We start from the raw sequence: 15912 nt of genomic DNA, 5'->3' as shown, positions 1-15912 counted from the left end.
TTTTTTGCGGAGAATACTATTCCCTTGCGCCTTTTGGTACAATTAAACCAAACAAAAAGGGGCACAATGGAGCGTTATACCTCGCCGCGCATCTCGCTGCGTACGATTCTCAAGTGGCAGATTTCCAAACGCTTCGCATCCGCACCCGTAGACGAAGCTCCCACCCCGATCGACTTCCTAGACGCGCTTCCGCAGGGCGAATACGCGATGTGGATGGGGCATGCCACGTTATGGCTGAATATCGGCGGCACGACCGTCGCGATCGATCCGGTTTTTGGCGGGATCCCGATGTATGGGCGCCACACACCCCTTCCGGTGCCGCGTGAGCGTCTCGCCGCCGACCTGGTCCTCATCACCCACGCCCACTACGACCATTTCGACAAACGTTCGGTCATCGAGCTGCTGCGGCGCAATCCCGAAACCATCGTCGTCGCCCCCCAGGGGTTCTGGCGTTATTTGAAAAACGAGATGACGAGGGAACGGTGTTTTGAGCTGGAATGGTGGGAATCGCTGATGGTCGGGGGACTTTTCATCACCCTTGTCCCCGCCCTGCACTGGAGCAAACGGACCCCTTTTGACACCAACAAGGCACTGTGGGGAGGATACGTGATCCAAAATGCCGAGCACACCCTCTACCATGCCGGAGACACGGGGTATGGGGAACATTTCGGCGAGATTTCGGAACGGTTTGCGATCGACGAAGCGTTTCTGCCGATCGGGGCTTATCGCCCCGAAGCGATCATGCGGCCCAACCATCTCAACCCCCCCGAAGCGATCCGGGCGTTTCGCGATCTGGGGGCCGCGACGCTCATCCCGATCCATTACGGGACGTTCCGTCTCTCGGATGAACCGCTGGACGAACCCGCGGCGTGGTTCAAAGAGTTGATCGAACGCGAAGGGGCGGCCGACGCGGCGCGAGTCCTCGCAATCGGGGAGATTTACCGTTTCAAGACGACGTCGACGTTCAAATCGACCTGATCGCGAACGACGAGAAACACCATTTTCGGCGGCTGAATGCCGAAATCGGACATTTTCATCGCGCTTTTGGCCTTGATACGCACCTTGCCCGCTTCCTCGGCGACGGTTCCCTCGAAATTCATCGCTTTCGCGACGCCGTGCAGATTCATCGTCCCTTTAAGAAGGTAGTTGTCTCCTCCCTTGGCGACAACCTCTTTGATCTCAAACGAGGCTTTGGGGAATTTGTCCGATTCCATCGCTTCGTACATGTTGGCGTCGCGTTTTTTGTTGTCGCTGATAAAATCGCCGATGCTCACTTCGATCGTGCCGCGCAAAGTCGAAGGGTCAGCGTCCATCGAAAGTTTCGAATGGGCTTTTTTGAACATCGGGTCGATCGAGCTGTCCCCGAAAACTTCCGTATGGGCTTTGATCACCCCCGATTCGAACCCGAGATTCCCGGCGTAGAGCGATGCGGCCAGTACGAGCGTCCCAAACAACAGTTTTTTCATAATGCATACCTCCTGAAAATAAATGGATAAACGAGGGCGAAAAGCCCCAACACAACCGCGGCGATCCAGAGCTGCTGGGCCAAAGCCACGCCGTTTGCCGCCGAAGCGGCGATCCAGCCCACACCCACCATCGAGAGGGCGATCAGCCGAACGTCCCGCATCGCAACCAGTTTTTGAAACAAAAGAACATTATAGTACGAAATGACGACCGGATAAACAATCGCCAGTACGATCGGCTGCCGGATCCAGTAAAGCAGGTAGCTCAGCGCGAACAGCAGCCAGACCGTGCGGGTCTGCGACATCAGTTCCTGCCCGTAGCGGTAGGCCAGATAAACCCCCAGCAGATGGGACGTGACGATGAGCAGCGTGTATTCGCTCCAGATGTCCATATCCCCCGAGCGGCTGAGGGTTTCAAACAATGCCGAATCGGCAAAGATCCACAACATCATCACCCCGACTCCGGGCCAGTCGAAGGCGTGCGACTTGGGGCGGTGAATCGCCCCGGTTCGGGCGAAAAAAAGCGCTGCGACGGAAATCGCCGGCAACACCACGGCAATGACGTCGCGTTCACCGAAGGGATAGGTGTAAAACGCCGTCCCCGCCGCATACGAAATCGCCAGCCCGACGGCCAGATGCAGGCGGCTTTGGTTGCCGAAGAGATAGAGCATCAGCGGCGTCGTATACCCGACTACGAATCCGAGCGCCAGCAACATCCCCAGCGAATAGTTGGGGTAGAACCACGAAATGATGATCTGGGCACCGAAGAGAAAATAGAGTTCCTGCCGAACCTCGTGATGGCGCCAGTAGGCACTGAGCAAAGCTCCGACGATTCCGCCGATGGGGAGGGTGAAAAGGTCGTGGATATGCGAATCGAACGCCCCGACCACCCCCGTCTGGGCGATCAGAAGATAATACAGCAGCTGGGAACTCAGGACAATGACGAGGAAATTCATGTGCGGCTCCGCAAGACAAGCCAGTACAGCAAAGCAAACGCTCCGTCGTAGACCGCGACCAAAAGGGCGAGAGCGTCAAGCGTCCCAGCCATGTACAGCGCGGCGAATACCGACGCGCACACCGCCCTTACCTGCGCGGTGAGATCGGCGAAGCGCTCTTCGTCGCCCATCAAACCCGCCCAGTGGGCCAGCCCGGTGCCGATCATAAAGGCGAACACGATGTATTCGAACGTCCCCGTAAAACGGAATCCCAGCAGTTCGAAAAGGACCCCGCCGCCGATCAGCAACACAATCCCCCCTCCCGCGTCGCCGGCGACGCCGAGGGCGTGATAGATCCGCAGCGGCGTGTTCAAACGCAGCGCCAGCCGTTCGTACGCCAACGCGATCACCATCGCCAGCAATGCCGCTCCCGCGATCGCCCGTAGCGTGAGCATCGGCTCGACGGCCCCTTCGACAAGCCCCGCTTCGATCACTCCGGCAACGGTGAGTACCCCCGCCATTACCGCCATCAGGAGGGTCCAGACCAGTGCGTGGATCCGTCGGAACAGACGCCCCATGAGATGATGGGCAATGGTGAGCGCCATAAACGCCACCCCAAGCCCCATCGCGATGTGGGCATGCCCCACAACCAGGTCGTTGCGGTGGATCAGTTCCCGCAGTTCGGGGATGAAGAGAATGTTCCCCTGCACGTCCACGAAGACGAACGCGGCGATCGAGAGGATCAGATAGGGGTTGAGGGCGAATGTCACCCCCGCATCCCTCAGCCAAATCCACAACAGCGGCAGATAGAGCAGGGTCAGGTACTGGAAAAACCACTCTTCGTTGTAACTCAGGGGGTGGAAAAAATTCCGGATTACCAGCGACACGAGATACCCCGCCAGCGGAACGATCCACAACCAGTGTCCGCGGGGACGGAATTCGTTCGGCGCAACCAGCTTGATCAGAAGGTAATAGATCGGAATCAAGGTAAAACTCATCCCCAGCGTATTGTCCCCGTGAGGGCCGATGAGGCTCTTTTCGACCTGCCCGTACTGGGGGTTCATCAAAACGACGAGGGCTATGGGCGCGGCGATCACGGCAAAGAGCGAAACGTTGACCCAAACGGGCCGCTTTTCGTAACGGCGCAGGGCGTCCAGAAGTGCCAGAAGGTAAAAAAGCCCGCTGAACGCCAGCAGAAAGTTGAGTTCGTAAGGGAAATCGTAAAACGGCAGTCCCCGAATGTTGCCGAACAAGATCGCCATGCTCATAAAGAGCAAAAACAGGTTCCAGACGACGAAATAGCGCGCCAGGTGAGCCAGGGCCGTTTCGCTGAGAACCCCCTCTTTTTCAAACAATGCAAACGGCAGCAGCGAAAGGAGCAGGGGAAAAAATCCGTACAGCATCTGCGAAATGTGCAACGAGCGCGCCCGTTCGGGAGAGAGCAGCGTCCCCGTGGCTTCGAGCCCGACCATCTCCAGCGCGTACACGAGCCCCGCGAAGAGCCCGAGGATCAGCCACAGCAGCAAAAGAGGGAGCTGCGCGTCAAGAAATTTTCGTAACAATCCCGTCCTCCATTTCAATGATCGTATCGGCGAAATCGGCGATCTTCTTGTCGTGCGAGGCGACGATAAAACCGGTCCCGCTCCCCGAAAATTCGCGAAAGAGTTCGTAGACGCCCAACGCATTTTTCGTATCGAGGTTTCCCGTCGGCTCGTCGGCGAAAACGACGGAGGGACGGTTGATCAGCGCCCGGGCGATCGCCGCGCGCTGGCGTTCCCCGCCGGAAACTTCGTCGCTGTAGCGTCCGCGAAGGCGCAAAATGCCCAGCCGTTCCATCAACGGATCGATCAGGGCCTCATCCAGCGCGGAGAGGGCGACGTTTTCGCGCAGCGTCAGATAGGAGATCAGATAGTGAAACTGGAATACGAAACCGACGTTTCGGCGGCGGAAGACGTCGATGTCCCCCACCTCATCGAGGGTTTTCCCTTCGTAGGTAACGCTCCCCGAAGTGGGGCGCAGCAGCGTCGAGAGGATCGAGAGCAGGGTCGTTTTTCCGCTCCCGCTCTCGCCGATGATCGCGGTAAATCCCCCGGGTTTGATCGAGAGATCGACGCCGCGCAGAACGTATTCGCTCCCGTAGTAATGTTCGAGATTCCGTGCGTCGATTCTCATGCTCCCCCCCGCTGTATCAGGCTCATCGGGTCGATGCGCGACGCATAGACCGCCGGCAGCAGCGTCCCCACCAGCGCCATCGCGACCGAGACGGCGAACACTTTGAGCAACAGCGCCCCGGTGATCTCGCCGTTGATGTAGCCCTGGAATTTTTCGGCATGCTCGATCAGCTCCAGCACCCCTTCGGAAATCCCCCATGCCGCAGCAAACGCGATCAGGGCGACGATCAGCGTCTCCCCCAGAAGTTTGAGGATGATGTTCAGCGACGACAGCCCGACCGACCGCATAATCCCGAATTCCGCCTTGCGGTCGTTGACGACCATGCTCATCATGCTCACGATCCCCAAAATCCCCATCAAAAATGCCATCGCCCCGATCACGTCCGAACTGGTCTGGATGATTTTGAACTGGTTGTACGAATCGATGAAACTCTCCGTCGTTTTTGCCTCGATCTGCGGGTTCAGAGCGTTGATACGGGCGGTGAGGGCGTCGCTTTTCCCCAGATCGTCCAGGCTGATCAGGAAAATCGAGGCGCTTTTGTGAAAGATTTTGCCCCCTTCTTCGAGGTTCATCACAACCCCGCCGTCTTCGAAGCCGATCCGGCTTTTAAAAACGCCGCTCACCTTGAATTCCTGCTTGGAGAGGGTGATCGTGCGGGGGTGTTTGAGGGTTTCATAGATTTTCGATCCCAGCATCACTTCCCCCGCTTTGGGATAGTTCCCCCGCTTGAGGACGTAGCTTTTGAACCGGTTGTCGCTGACCCCGTAGATTCCGACGATGGGGAGCGGATCGACCGGGGCGGCGCCGAGGATCATCGCGCTTGCTTCCCGGACCCCTTCCATCGCCGCGATCGTCGGGAGCATCGAGCGGTTGATGTCGCTGAAAAAGGTATCGGCGATCCCTTTTTGGGTCACGATGACGTCCCCGTCGGTTTTGAGCATCGCGCTGTACATGCTTACCACCCCGCCCGAGATCGCGCTGATGAGAAAAATCGCGGCGATCGAGACGGTCATGCTCACGAAAATGAGAGCCGTCTTGAAACGGTTCTTGCGCAGCGCCTTGATCGGCGTGATCACTGCTCGATCGCTTTTTTGAGTTCGGCGGCGCTCTCGACGAAATCAATCTTCGTCAGAAAGTTGCCGCGAAATTTCATGATCGTGATTTTCCCGTCTTCTCCCGGAAAGCGCAGTCCCTGCTCCTCGTCACGGATCAGCAGGACGGTGTGGGGATATTTGCGCATTTTGGGAAGGGCGAAAGTTTCGGTGATAAACGGAGGCATCTGGCTGATATCGGCAACGAAAGCGGCTCTGTTTTTCGCCAGATACCCCTTTTCCTGCTCCGCAAGATACTCGTTGACCGTGGCCCCGGTCCCTTTTTCAAACGCCATAATGAGGGTTTTGGGCATCGCTTTGAGGGAGTGTTTCTTGCCGAACTGGTCGCTCAGGTCCAGCGGCATGACCGACTGTCCGACTTTGTAGGGAGCACCCCAGAGGCTCAGGGCTGCAAGGCAGGTAATGATAACTCTTTTCATAATAAACCCTTATACTTTTGTGATCCCGCAAGTATAAGGCAAAAAAGGATAATTAACGATTAACGCCCTATTTGTGACGGATGGTCGGAATAAGCGCTTCGAGGCGGCGATGCTGTTCGGCGGTGAGGGCGAATTCCTCCCCCATGACGCGGTCGAGATGGTTCATCTCGGTCAGGGTGATCCCGAAAGGGTCTTTTTTGACGATCTTGCACGCGCCGCCGCCGAGGGTGACATTGTCGAGTTTCTTCGCCGAATGGCGGACAAAATAGGTCAGAAAATAGCCGCCGCTGTGGTCTTTTTCGATCGCGACGACGGCCCGCTCGGCCTTGCTCTCGGCATTCACCGCATCCGGGGCGAGACGCTTGAACTCGGCGATCGGCAGATACCCGACGTAGACTTTCGTGTAGATGTCGTGATAGCGCTGGGTCGAACTGCGGCGGAAAAACTCCAGGTCGATGGGATCTTTGCCCCGCAGCGAGCGCAGCATCCACGTGAGCGTCGCATAGTATTTGAACGAGGCGGTTTTGATCTCCTCGGCATGGGCGATTTTGGCGCTCTCGACCCGACGCATCGGCGCGCGCGGCGCGCGGGTGGAGAGACGGTCGAGGATATGACGCGCGCTGTAGGGTTTGGTGATCCAGACCGATGCGTAATCGGGAAGTTCGGAAGTCCCCGTCGCCCCTTCGTTGAGAACCAGCAGCGCCTTGACTTTGTAGCGGGGAAACAACACTTCCAGCAACGCCCGTTTTTTGCGGAGCCGCTTTTTGAGGTTGCTCACCGACTTGACCAGTGTCATCTCGACGAAATAGAGTTCCCGGTCGGTAAACAAAAGCCCGTCGAACTCCCCGATCTCCTTGTGACGGGCACGGTAGATGATCTGCCCTTTCCAGCTCACCGAGAGGGCGTCGCTGCGGGCGCGGGTACGGTGCTTGTGGGGGCCTTTGATGATGAAACTTTTAATTTTCGGCTCGTTGGCCGCAAAGCGCAGAAGTTTTTCGTAGATGTAGTTTTCGTACACTTCCCCCTCGAACGAGCGGTACGCGCTGACGTACCCCTCGTCTTCCATCGTCAGCCCCTTGGCTTCGAGCGAGAGGATGTGGTCGATATTGTAATCGTAATACAGCAGGTTATCGCCGAGATCCTCGTCCCCTTCGGGGATAACCGTTTCGTTGATCGTGAGCATGAGACTCTTTCGGTGCAAATTGGGGCATCGTAACAACGCCCGTATAATTTTACTTTATTTTCGTTGAGAATTCAGAGCGATTGCACAATTCCTTCGGCAATTTTGGACAATGGCAGCTGCCGCTCGACCGCCCCAAGCTCGTACGCGACCTTGGGCATCCCGTAGACGATGCAGCTCGCTTCGTCCTGGCCGATCGTCCTCGCCCCCGCGTTGCGCATCGCGAGAAGCCCGCGCGCACCGTCGCCCCCCATCCCGGTAAGGATCACGCCGATCGCGTTGGCCCCCGCGATCTTGGCCACCGAATTGAGCAGTACGTCCGCCGAGGGACGGTGCCCCGAGACCTTGTCCCCGCTGCCGATCTCAACGTAGTATCGTGCCCCCGAACGGCGTACGACCATGTGATAATCTCCCGGCGCGATCAGAACGACTCCCGGCGTAATCGAATCGCCGTTGCGCGCTTCGCGCACCTCCATCGCGCACAATGCGTTGAGCCGCTCGGCAAACGGCGCGGTAAAATTGGCCGGCATGTGTTGAACGATCACCGTCCCAGGGGCGTTTCGCGGCAGTCCCATCAGCACCTCTTTGAGCGCTTCGGTCCCCCCCGTCGAGGCTCCGATGGCGAGAATTTTGTGGGTCGTTTCGGCCAGCGACGTCGTATTCGCCTGACGGATATCCTGAAGAGCGCGCTGACGAACCCGTACACGGGAAGCCGTTTTGATCTTCGAAAGCAGCTCGTCGCGCATCTCGTCTTTACCGTCGTAAATGTGCGAATGGGGTTTGGGGACGAAATCGACAGCTCCCGCTTCGAGCGCCTCGAGGGTCGTTTTTGCCCCGTTTTGGGTCAAGGATGAGACCATAACTACCGGAATCGGAACATAATGCATCAACCGGCGCAGAAACGTGATCCCATCCATCCGGGGCATCTCGACATCCAGACAGATAACGTCCGGACGGAGTTCGACGATCTTGTCGCGGGCGACGTATGCATCCGACGCGCTCCCGACCACTTCGATTTCGGGGTCGTTTTCGAGGATGTCGCGCAGAACCGCCCGCGCCGTCGCGCTGTCGTCCACAATCAATACCCGTATCGCCATCTCTATCCTTTACACGTCAATTCGCTGCGGCTGGCGTATTTGAGCAATACTTTCCCCCGCTCGAGATCGAACTGGATTTTTCTCCCGTTTTCTCCCCCGACGTCTTCGGCAATGATCCCGATCCGATACTCTTTGAGAATCTCTCTGGCCACGAGGATGTTTTTCTGGCCGATCAGCATCGCTTCGGAGCCGCCGATGTTCATCGAAGCCCCGCCGAAGATTTTCGCTTCCATCGTTTTGGGCTTCGCCCCGCGGCTCATCATCGCCTCAATCAGCTTGGGGATCGCGATATTGCCGAATTTGGGGGTTTGCAAGCCATTCGCGTTCCAGAACGGCAGGAGATAATGGTTCATCCCGCCGATCCGGAGATGCGGATCGTACAAACACACCGAGACGCATGACCCCAAAACGGTCGAAATGGCCGAAGGGGCACTGTCCACATGGATCTGCCCGACGTGGATGAACGTGGAGACGCCCTGAATCATTTAGATTTCGATGGCATCGTCGAACGATTCGAAGAAAAACTCGTTCGAACCGCACGCTTCCGAATCGGGAAGCGTCGTCTGAAGCGGCAGATCGACCCGAAACGTCACCGCGCCTTCCTGAACCGAATAGTCGGTACTTCCCCCCATCCGTTCGCTGTAATCGCGGACGATGCTCAGCCCGATCCCCAGACCGTGCGCGCCGCCGGGGCCTTGCGCGAAACGGGTAAATACCTGGGGCTTGTACTCGACGTCGGGACCCTCGCCCCGGTTGGTGACGGTCACCTCGACCCGTTCGCCCCGCGCGGAGAAGGTCACGTCAATCGGCGTTCCGGCTTCCCCGTAGCAGCACGCGTTGGCAAGAAGGTTTTTGAGGATCAGGTAGAGTTTACGGGGGTCTGAAACAATGGCTCGGCCCAGGTTGTCGTCGATCCGTACGTCCATGTTTTTGGCCCGGATCGGGTATTTGAGCGACTCGATCGCCTCGCGCACCAGCGAAGCGACGTCGACGAGCGAATGGCTTATGTCGTTGATCCCGCTTTCGATCTCGGCGGCGGCAACGAGGTTTTGTATCCGGAAATCGAGGATCAGCGCCTCTTCCTCGATCAGGTCGTAAACCTGACGCCGCTCTCCCCCCTCCTGCGGCGCAAGATGGGGGATCATCCCCAGCAGCGCCGTCATCGGGTTGTTCAAGGCGTTCGCCACCAGCGACAAAAACCGCGATTTGGCTTTTTCGCTTTCGATGAGTTTCTTGTTCAGATCGAGTATTTTTCGGCTCAGGAACGCGACCTCGTCGCATCCATCCTCACACTTAACCTCGCTAAACATCGCGACGTTTTGCATTGTATTCCCCTTTCTTCCGGATCGGCCCGGGGCCGCTTTCGTGTTTCAGCCGCGCGAGGGTCCCCTCCATCGCCGCCGATTTGTCGATCAGAAAACGGTTTTCATTGGCGAAACGCTCTCCCATGATCTGCATCGCTTCGATCTCCCCCGACGTTTTTTGCAACAGCACCTTCAGCTCGGAGAAAATGACGTTAAAGCGTGTCGCTTCGTCGCTCTCTCCCGCCGCTTCGATGATCCCGTAAACCTGGATGTACCCCAGGTAGAGCATCTGCCGTTCCAACCGCTCAAGATGTTTAAGCACCGTCGTCATCCCGGCAAGCAGCCCGTTTTGAATGTTCTGGCACCGTGCAGCGTATTCACAGACAAGCGCGATCAGGTCGGACACATTTTCCCGAACCTGATCCATTTTCTCTTCACGTTCTTTGCACAGTACCTCTTCGATGAAATACAAGATGGTTTCGATCTGCAGCGAAATCGCCGAGACGGTGAAAATCAGCTCGTTCAACCCCACCGAGAGGTCGTCGATCAGTACGCGTACCCCTCCGATGAGCTCATCGTTTTCCTTGGCGTTGATCCGGATATCGCGGGCCAGAACGCCGAAGGTCTCCCCGCCCCCGCAAGAACGGTGCGAAGAGACCGATGCGTTCAGCGACAAAAAGACCACGTCCCGCGCCAGACGGCGCAGGAGGTCCCCTTTTTCCTTAAAGCCCGAACGGACCTCTTCGAACAGGCCGATCTTGGCATACCACTCCTCGTATTCGCGCATGACGCTCTGGCACGTATCGTAGAGCATCTTCAGCCCCAGAAGCGACTGCGACGAAGACTCGAACCGTTTTTCGGCGAGGCAGCCATTCCCCAGGCTGGCTTTGCGGGCGTGCAGCTCCTGCAGCAGCGCTTCGCTCATGAACTGCTCGTAGCGCTCATACCCCAGTTCGCCCAGCAGCCGCCCCAGCAGCGCCCCGCTCTCTTCCATCCCACCCCTGCTCTCGGCCATCAGGAGTTTGAAATAGATCTCCCGTGCACGCGCGAACAGCGCCGTTGTGGGTTTGATCCGGATCGAGAGGTAGCGTTCGCCCAGCGGGAAAACGGCGGCGAGAACCCAGTAATATTCTCCCGTTTTGGTCCGGTTTTTGACGTACGCGACGAGCGGTTTGCCCGAACCGATAGCGTCCCACAGGGTTTTGAAAATGACCCTCGGCATATCGGGATGGCGGATAATGTTGTGAATGCTCCCGACCAGCTCCGTTTCGTCGTAGCCGCTGATGCGGACGAAAACGTCGTTGCCCGAGAGGATCGTACTGTCAAGTTGCGTGATCGAAAAAAACAGCTCGTCGTTGTCGAATTTCGCTTCCTGCGCGGAGAGATCGGTTTTCACACCATTCCTTTTACAATCGTTGGTAAATCGATGAGCCCAGCAGCTTGAACGTGTCGCGGTGGGTCGTCAGCGATTCGGAACTCCCCAGCAAAAGGGGAGATCCTTTGGGAAGGAGCGTCGCGAACTTCCCGATCAGCTCCTGACGGGTTACGTCGTCGAAATAGATCATGACGTTCCGGCAAAAAATCATGTCGAAACGGTTTTTGAAAAAAAACGGGTCGGTGACGAGATTGTAGAGGCGAAAGACGACCTTCTCGCGCAAATGCTCCCGTATCCGGTATTTCACCCCGCTCTCGGTCCGCATCTTCTCGAACGATTTGAGGACGATCTCTTTGGCGAGGGGTTCGACCGATTTGGCGTCGTAAACCCCCTCGATCGCGTGCGCGAGCACTTTCGGCGAAATATCGGTGGCGAGGATCTTGATGTCCCACTCCTCGAAATCGCTCAGGTGGTGCTGGAGGAACATCAAAATCGTATAGGGTTCCTCCCCGCTCGAACACCCCGCCGACCAGATGCGGATCTTCTTCTCCCGCTTCTCCTGGGCCAGGTTGCGCAAATGGGTCTCCATCCATTTCCACTGGGCGCCCTCGCGGAAAAACGACGTGACGTTCGTCGAAATGGCGCTGACGAAAAACGCGAGTTCCTCCCCGCTCTCGTCCCCGACGAGATAATCGTAATAGGCCCGGAACGACCCCAGCCGAAGCTGGTTGAGCCGTTTGTTCAGACGCCCCTTGACAAGGGTACTTTTCTGCTCCGAGAGGGATATCCCCACTTTTTCGTAGATATAGCGTCGAAAAAGGGCGAATTCTTCGCTCTTGAGCTCAATTTCCACCATGCGGTGCCTCGATCAGGGGACGCAGTTCGTCGACGTTGAGGATCAGCGCGATGTCGCCGTTCCCCAGGATCGCCCCTCCCGAAATCTCTTTGAGCCGTGCGAGCGATTTCCCCAGCGTTTTGATGACGACCTGCTGGCGTCCCACCAGTTCATCGACCATGACGGCAATCCGTCCCGCTTCGGTTTCGACGCAGACCAGAATCCCTTCCCACGGTTCGATCCGTTCGGTCGGGAGACTGAAAACATCACTGAGGCGGACGACCGGGATATGCTGGCCGCGCAGGCTGACGAATTCCCCTTTGTCTTTGAGTGAATGGACGATCTCCCGCTCCGGGCGGAACGATTCGACGACGCTGAGCGTCGGAATGATGTAGATTTCACCCGCGGCACGCACCAGCATCCCGTCGATGATCGCAAGGGTGAGGGGAAGGACCATCGAGAAGGTGGTCCCTTCCCCCTCTTTCGAATCGATCTCGATTTTGCCGCGCAGCTTTTCAATCGAGGTTTTGACGACATCAAGACCGACTCCGCGCCCCGAAAGATCGCTGATCGTCTCGGCGGTCGAAAATCCCGGCTGCATGATCAGACCGAAAATCTGCGATTCGCTCAGATTCTCATCTCCCGTGATAATCCCCCGGTCGATTGCTTTTTGGAACACCTTGTCCTTGTTGATCCCCCGCCCGTCATCGCTGACGCTGATGACGATGCTGCCGCTTTTATGGAAGGCTTTGAGGGTAATCGTCCCTTCCCCTTTTTTGCCCGCCGCAATCCGTTCCGCCGCCGAGGCTTCCAGTCCGTGGTCGATCGCGTTTCGGATGATATGGATCAGCGGATCGGAAAGGCTGTCGATCATCGTCTTGTCGATCTCGGTCTCCTCCCCCTGAACGATCAGGTGGAGTTCCTTGCCCGTTTTTTTGGAGGTATCGCGGACCACTCGTTTCATCTTGTCGAAGGTATCACGGATCGCGACCATCCGCAGGCTCATCACCCGGTCCTGTATCCGTTTCGTGATCTTCGAGAGGGTCTCGATCGTGCGGGTGATCGATTCGTCTTCGATCACGCGGATTTTTTCGTTCTGCGCGATGAAATTCTGCGCGATCACCAGCTCCCCGACCGAATCGAACAACTCGTCGAGCTTGAACGTGTCGATGCGGATCGTCGACTTGGACGCACCTTGCACCGAAGAGGCCGAAGCGCTCTCTCCGGCCGCGGGTTTGGAAGCGGGTTTGGGAGTTTCCAAGACCTCGGAGGCAGCCGCGACGGGTTCGGGGAGCTGCTCTTCGGTGACTTTAGGCTCGATCGCCGTTACACGGTATTCGTGGTCGAACAAAAACTCGAAATTCTCACTCACCTCCGCGACGCTTTTTGGGGTGAGCAACACGCACCCCAGCCGCTTGATCGCATTGACGTCGGAAGCGAATCCATCCAGAGGGGGGACGTTTTCAAGATCGGCGAAACTTTCGAGCGAAACGGACCCTTCGGCGAGAAGGTTTAAAAACGTCAGATGATCGAAGCCCCGTTTGTAGCAGTCCTCATCAAGGGTCAGATCGACGCGCAGAAGGTTCTGACCCTCGCCGCGCATCTGCTGATGACGCTCAATGCTTTGCCGCACCGCTTCCTCGATCCCCTCGTCGCATCCGAAACCGAATTCGCTCGCCAGGTCGTTCAGGGCGCCGCTCTCTTCGGGTTGGGACGGGATCATCGGTTTGAGCGTTTTCGAGGCGATCAACTCCTTGATTTTACCGAGACATTCGTCGTAATCGGAAGGAAGGGTGGGGAGGGCGTCGAGTTCGCACTCCATCACCTCTTTGATCACGTCGACACTCCCGACGAAAAGCTCGAGGTGGTGGGTCTCGATCGATTCTTTGGTATTGCGGTAGTGGTCGAGTACGTCCTCGAAATGGTGGACGAATTCTCCCAGCCGCGTAAAGCCGAAAGCGTTGGCGTTCCCCTTGAGGGTATGGACGCCGCGGAAAATGGCATTCAGCAGATCGTAATCGCCGGGATTTTCTTCGAAGCGCAGGATGTCGATGTCGAGTTTTTCGATGATCTCGCCCGCTTCTTCGATAAATATCGCTTTGACTTGTTCTTGTTTAGTCATAACACATCCAATGCAAGGTTCCGTGCGCCGGCGCCGCTACCGACCCTTTTTCCAAAAAAGGGATCGCCAGATCGGGGCGCGTGCGTTTGAGGCTCGCCAAAAGAGCCAGGAGAGCACTGCTTCTGAGCACGCTCCCCGCCTCCGCCTCGATGCGCTCGATGTACTCGATGCGCGGGCGGATAAACTGTTCGAATTCCCGTATCTCCTCCATCGTCATTTCCAGCCCGATGGTCAGCACGTCTCCGTCGAACTGCATCTTAGAACTCTTTGAGATCGTCCTCGCTCAGCGGGAAAATCTCATCGGCCTTGGCAGGTGTCGGGCGCGGCGCAGATGCGCTCTGCACTTTACGCGGCGCGGCGGGAGCTTTCACTTCCAGCGTGTGGAGCGTTTTTTTCTTCGCCTGAACCGCCGGGGCGTCGGTCTGCATGCCGACCATTTTGGCCAGGATCCCTACCGTCTCGAGCATCGATGCAGCCTGCGCGTTGAGCTCTTCGGCCGCAGCAGCCGCCTCTTCGGAGTTTGCCGCCACCTGCTGGGTGACCTGATCGACCTGCCCCATCGCCTGGTTGATCTGCGCCATCCCTTCGGACTGCTCTTTTCCGGCAATGCTGATCTCGCCGATCAGATCGGAGACTTTTTTGGACTGTTCGACGATCTCCTGGAACGCCGTGTGGGTCGCCAGGGCGATCTGGTTTCCTTCTTTGATCTGCTCGACTACCTCTTCGATGATGTCGGAGGTCTCTTTGGCCGCGGAAGCGGCACGCTGCGCCAGGTTGCGCACCTCATCGGCAACGACGGCGAATCCGAGGCCGTGTTCACCCGCACGGGCCGCTTCGACGGCGGCGTTGAGAGCAAGGAGATTGGTCTGGAACGCGATCTGATCGATCGCTTTGATGATCCCTGAGATTTTTGCCGCCGATTCGGTGATCGCGTGCATCGACGAGGAGAGCTGCTCCCCTTTTTCGTACCCGGCACGGGCCGAATCGTTCGCGTTTTTCGCCAGGATGTCGGCCTGACGGGCATTGTCGGTGTTTTGCGCGTTGATCGCGGTGGACTCTTCGAGGGTCGCGCTCACCTCTTCGACGCTGCTCGCCTGCTCGCTCCCTGGGCCAACGACGAAGACGACGAAGCGACCTGCTCGGATGCCGACGTGATCTGCATCGCCCCGTCGCGGATCGAAGTGACGCTTTGGGTAATGGAGCGGGTGATCGAGCGGATGATAAGGACAGCCAGGATAATCGCCGCCGCAAACGCCGCCAGTACGATCACCATCGTCAGCTGTACTGCCGCCGCCGAATCTTCTTTGGCTTGTTTGACTGTTTCATCGCCGATTTCTACGTTGATCTGCGTGATTTTTTCGATGTTGTCCAACGCAGCCTGTCTGGGTTCACGACTTTTTTCGATAAACGCCGCCATCTGGCCATAATAGACATCGACCATCGCCGGGTCGGTATTGTTGATCAGCGGAATGAGGGTGTTGGCGCGGAACTGCAGGCTCAGTTCTTTCCATTTGCCGAAATTTTCTTCGAATTTTTTCCACTCTTCGGCCTCTTCGGGCGTTTGGGGCAGGGGAGCATAGATTTTATACCCCCGGTCGTAGCGTTCGAACCCTTTGATCAGTTTTTCAAGTGCATCCTGGAGCTTCTCTTTGGAACGCGGGTCGTCCTTGAGGGCGCGAACGCGGTTTTGCTGAATCGCGACCTGATTCATCCCCGTCCGCATGTCCAGCAAGCCGACGATGGAGGGGAGACGGACGGTTCCCACCTCGGTAATGCTCTCTTCCCATTTCTGCGTCGAGTTGTACCCTACGTAACCCAAAATCGCCAGGGCAACCATCATCACCCCGGTCAACAGCATCAGCTTGGTCTGCAAGACCATGTTTTCCAACCAATTCATC

General features: G+C 57.4%; 17 protein-coding genes. 1 reads left to right on the top strand and 16 read right to left on the bottom strand.

The window, feature by feature from the left end; all coding sequences use genetic code 11:
- Nucleotides 1-66: 66 nt before the first annotated feature.
- Entirely contained in the window at nt 67-978 is a 912-nt protein-coding gene (locus AB1763_03505; protein MEW5831886.1) for an MBL fold metallo-hydrolase, read from the top strand.
- Here the strand turns inward: AB1763_03505 and AB1763_03500 are convergent.
- From AB1763_03500 to AB1763_03425, 16 genes are all read right to left on the bottom strand, one after another.
- Nucleotides 939-1466, bottom strand: coding sequence for a YceI family protein (locus tag AB1763_03500; protein MEW5831885.1), 528 nt, complete (start codon nt 1464-1466; stop codon nt 939-941). The two genes, AB1763_03505 and AB1763_03500, sit on opposite strands and share 40 nt — an antisense overlap.
- Nucleotides 1463-2419, bottom strand: a complete 957-nt coding sequence (locus AB1763_03495; protein MEW5831884.1) for a hypothetical protein — start codon at nt 2417-2419, stop codon at nt 1463-1465. Before AB1763_03495 ends, AB1763_03500 begins: the two co-directional genes overlap by 4 nt.
- Entirely contained in the window at nt 2416-3960 is a 1545-nt protein-coding gene (locus AB1763_03490; GenBank protein MEW5831883.1) for a hypothetical protein, read from the bottom strand. Before AB1763_03490 ends, AB1763_03495 begins: the two co-directional genes overlap by 4 nt.
- Nucleotides 3941-4570 (bottom strand): ATP-binding cassette domain-containing protein, encoded by a 630-nt coding sequence (locus AB1763_03485; protein ID MEW5831882.1) that lies wholly within the window; start codon nt 4568-4570, stop codon nt 3941-3943. Before AB1763_03485 ends, AB1763_03490 begins: the two co-directional genes overlap by 20 nt.
- Nucleotides 4567-5646, bottom strand: coding sequence for an FtsX-like permease family protein (locus tag AB1763_03480; GenBank protein MEW5831881.1), 1080 nt, complete (start codon nt 5644-5646; stop codon nt 4567-4569). The genes AB1763_03485 and AB1763_03480 overlap by 4 nt, the downstream gene beginning before the upstream one ends.
- Nucleotides 5643-6101, bottom strand: coding sequence for a hypothetical protein (locus tag AB1763_03475; GenBank protein ID MEW5831880.1), 459 nt, complete (start codon nt 6099-6101; stop codon nt 5643-5645). Before AB1763_03475 ends, AB1763_03480 begins: the two co-directional genes overlap by 4 nt.
- Nucleotides 6102-6168: 67 nt before the next feature.
- The gene (locus AB1763_03470) at nt 6169-7284 is read right to left on the bottom strand and encodes a hypothetical protein (protein MEW5831879.1); all 1116 of its coding nucleotides are present in this window, start codon (nt 7282-7284) and stop codon (nt 6169-6171) included.
- 71 nt (nt 7285-7355) lie between these two features.
- Complete coding sequence (locus AB1763_03465; GenBank protein ID MEW5831878.1) at nt 7356-8378, bottom strand: chemotaxis response regulator protein-glutamate methylesterase; 1023 nt, start codon at nt 8376-8378, stop codon at nt 7356-7358.
- A gap of 2 nt (nt 8379-8380) precedes the next feature.
- The gene (locus AB1763_03460; protein MEW5831877.1) at nt 8381-8863 is read right to left on the bottom strand and encodes a chemotaxis protein CheD; all 483 of its coding nucleotides are present in this window, start codon (nt 8861-8863) and stop codon (nt 8381-8383) included.
- Nucleotides 8864-9703: a HAMP domain-containing sensor histidine kinase gene (locus AB1763_03455; GenBank protein MEW5831876.1), complete on the bottom strand. Its 840-nt coding sequence runs from the start codon at nt 9701-9703 to the stop codon at nt 8864-8866.
- Nucleotides 9681-11078 (bottom strand): PAS domain-containing protein, encoded by a 1398-nt coding sequence (locus AB1763_03450; protein MEW5831875.1) that lies wholly within the window; start codon nt 11076-11078, stop codon nt 9681-9683. The genes AB1763_03455 and AB1763_03450 overlap by 23 nt, the downstream gene beginning before the upstream one ends.
- A 10-nt stretch (nt 11079-11088) precedes the next feature.
- A complete protein-coding gene (locus AB1763_03445; protein MEW5831874.1) occupies nt 11089-11913 on the bottom strand; it encodes a protein-glutamate O-methyltransferase CheR in 825 nt (274 codons plus the stop codon).
- Nucleotides 11900-14014, bottom strand: a complete 2115-nt coding sequence (locus tag AB1763_03440; protein MEW5831873.1) for a chemotaxis protein CheA — start codon at nt 14012-14014, stop codon at nt 11900-11902. The genes AB1763_03445 and AB1763_03440 overlap by 14 nt, the downstream gene beginning before the upstream one ends.
- Entirely contained in the window at nt 14007-14270 is a 264-nt protein-coding gene (locus tag AB1763_03435) for a hypothetical protein (protein MEW5831872.1), read from the bottom strand. The genes AB1763_03440 and AB1763_03435 overlap by 8 nt, the downstream gene beginning before the upstream one ends.
- 1 nt (nt 14271) lies before the next feature.
- Entirely contained in the window at nt 14272-15090 is an 819-nt protein-coding gene (locus AB1763_03430) for a methyl-accepting chemotaxis protein (protein MEW5831871.1), read from the bottom strand.
- On the bottom strand, nt 15087-15911 hold the full coding sequence (locus AB1763_03425) for an MCP four helix bundle domain-containing protein (GenBank protein MEW5831870.1): 825 nt from the start codon (nt 15909-15911) through the stop codon (nt 15087-15089). The genes AB1763_03430 and AB1763_03425 overlap by 4 nt, the downstream gene beginning before the upstream one ends.
- Between the last annotated feature and the right edge of the window lies 1 nt (nt 15912).

The sequence above is a fragment of the Campylobacterota bacterium genome, from assembly GCA_040752835.1.
In the GTDB taxonomy this organism is placed as follows: domain Bacteria; phylum Campylobacterota; class Campylobacteria; order Campylobacterales; family Sulfurimonadaceae; genus Sulfuricurvum.
The sequence above is the reverse complement of the archived record's forward strand: the minus strand, read 5'-3'. Positions and strand labels throughout refer to the sequence as shown.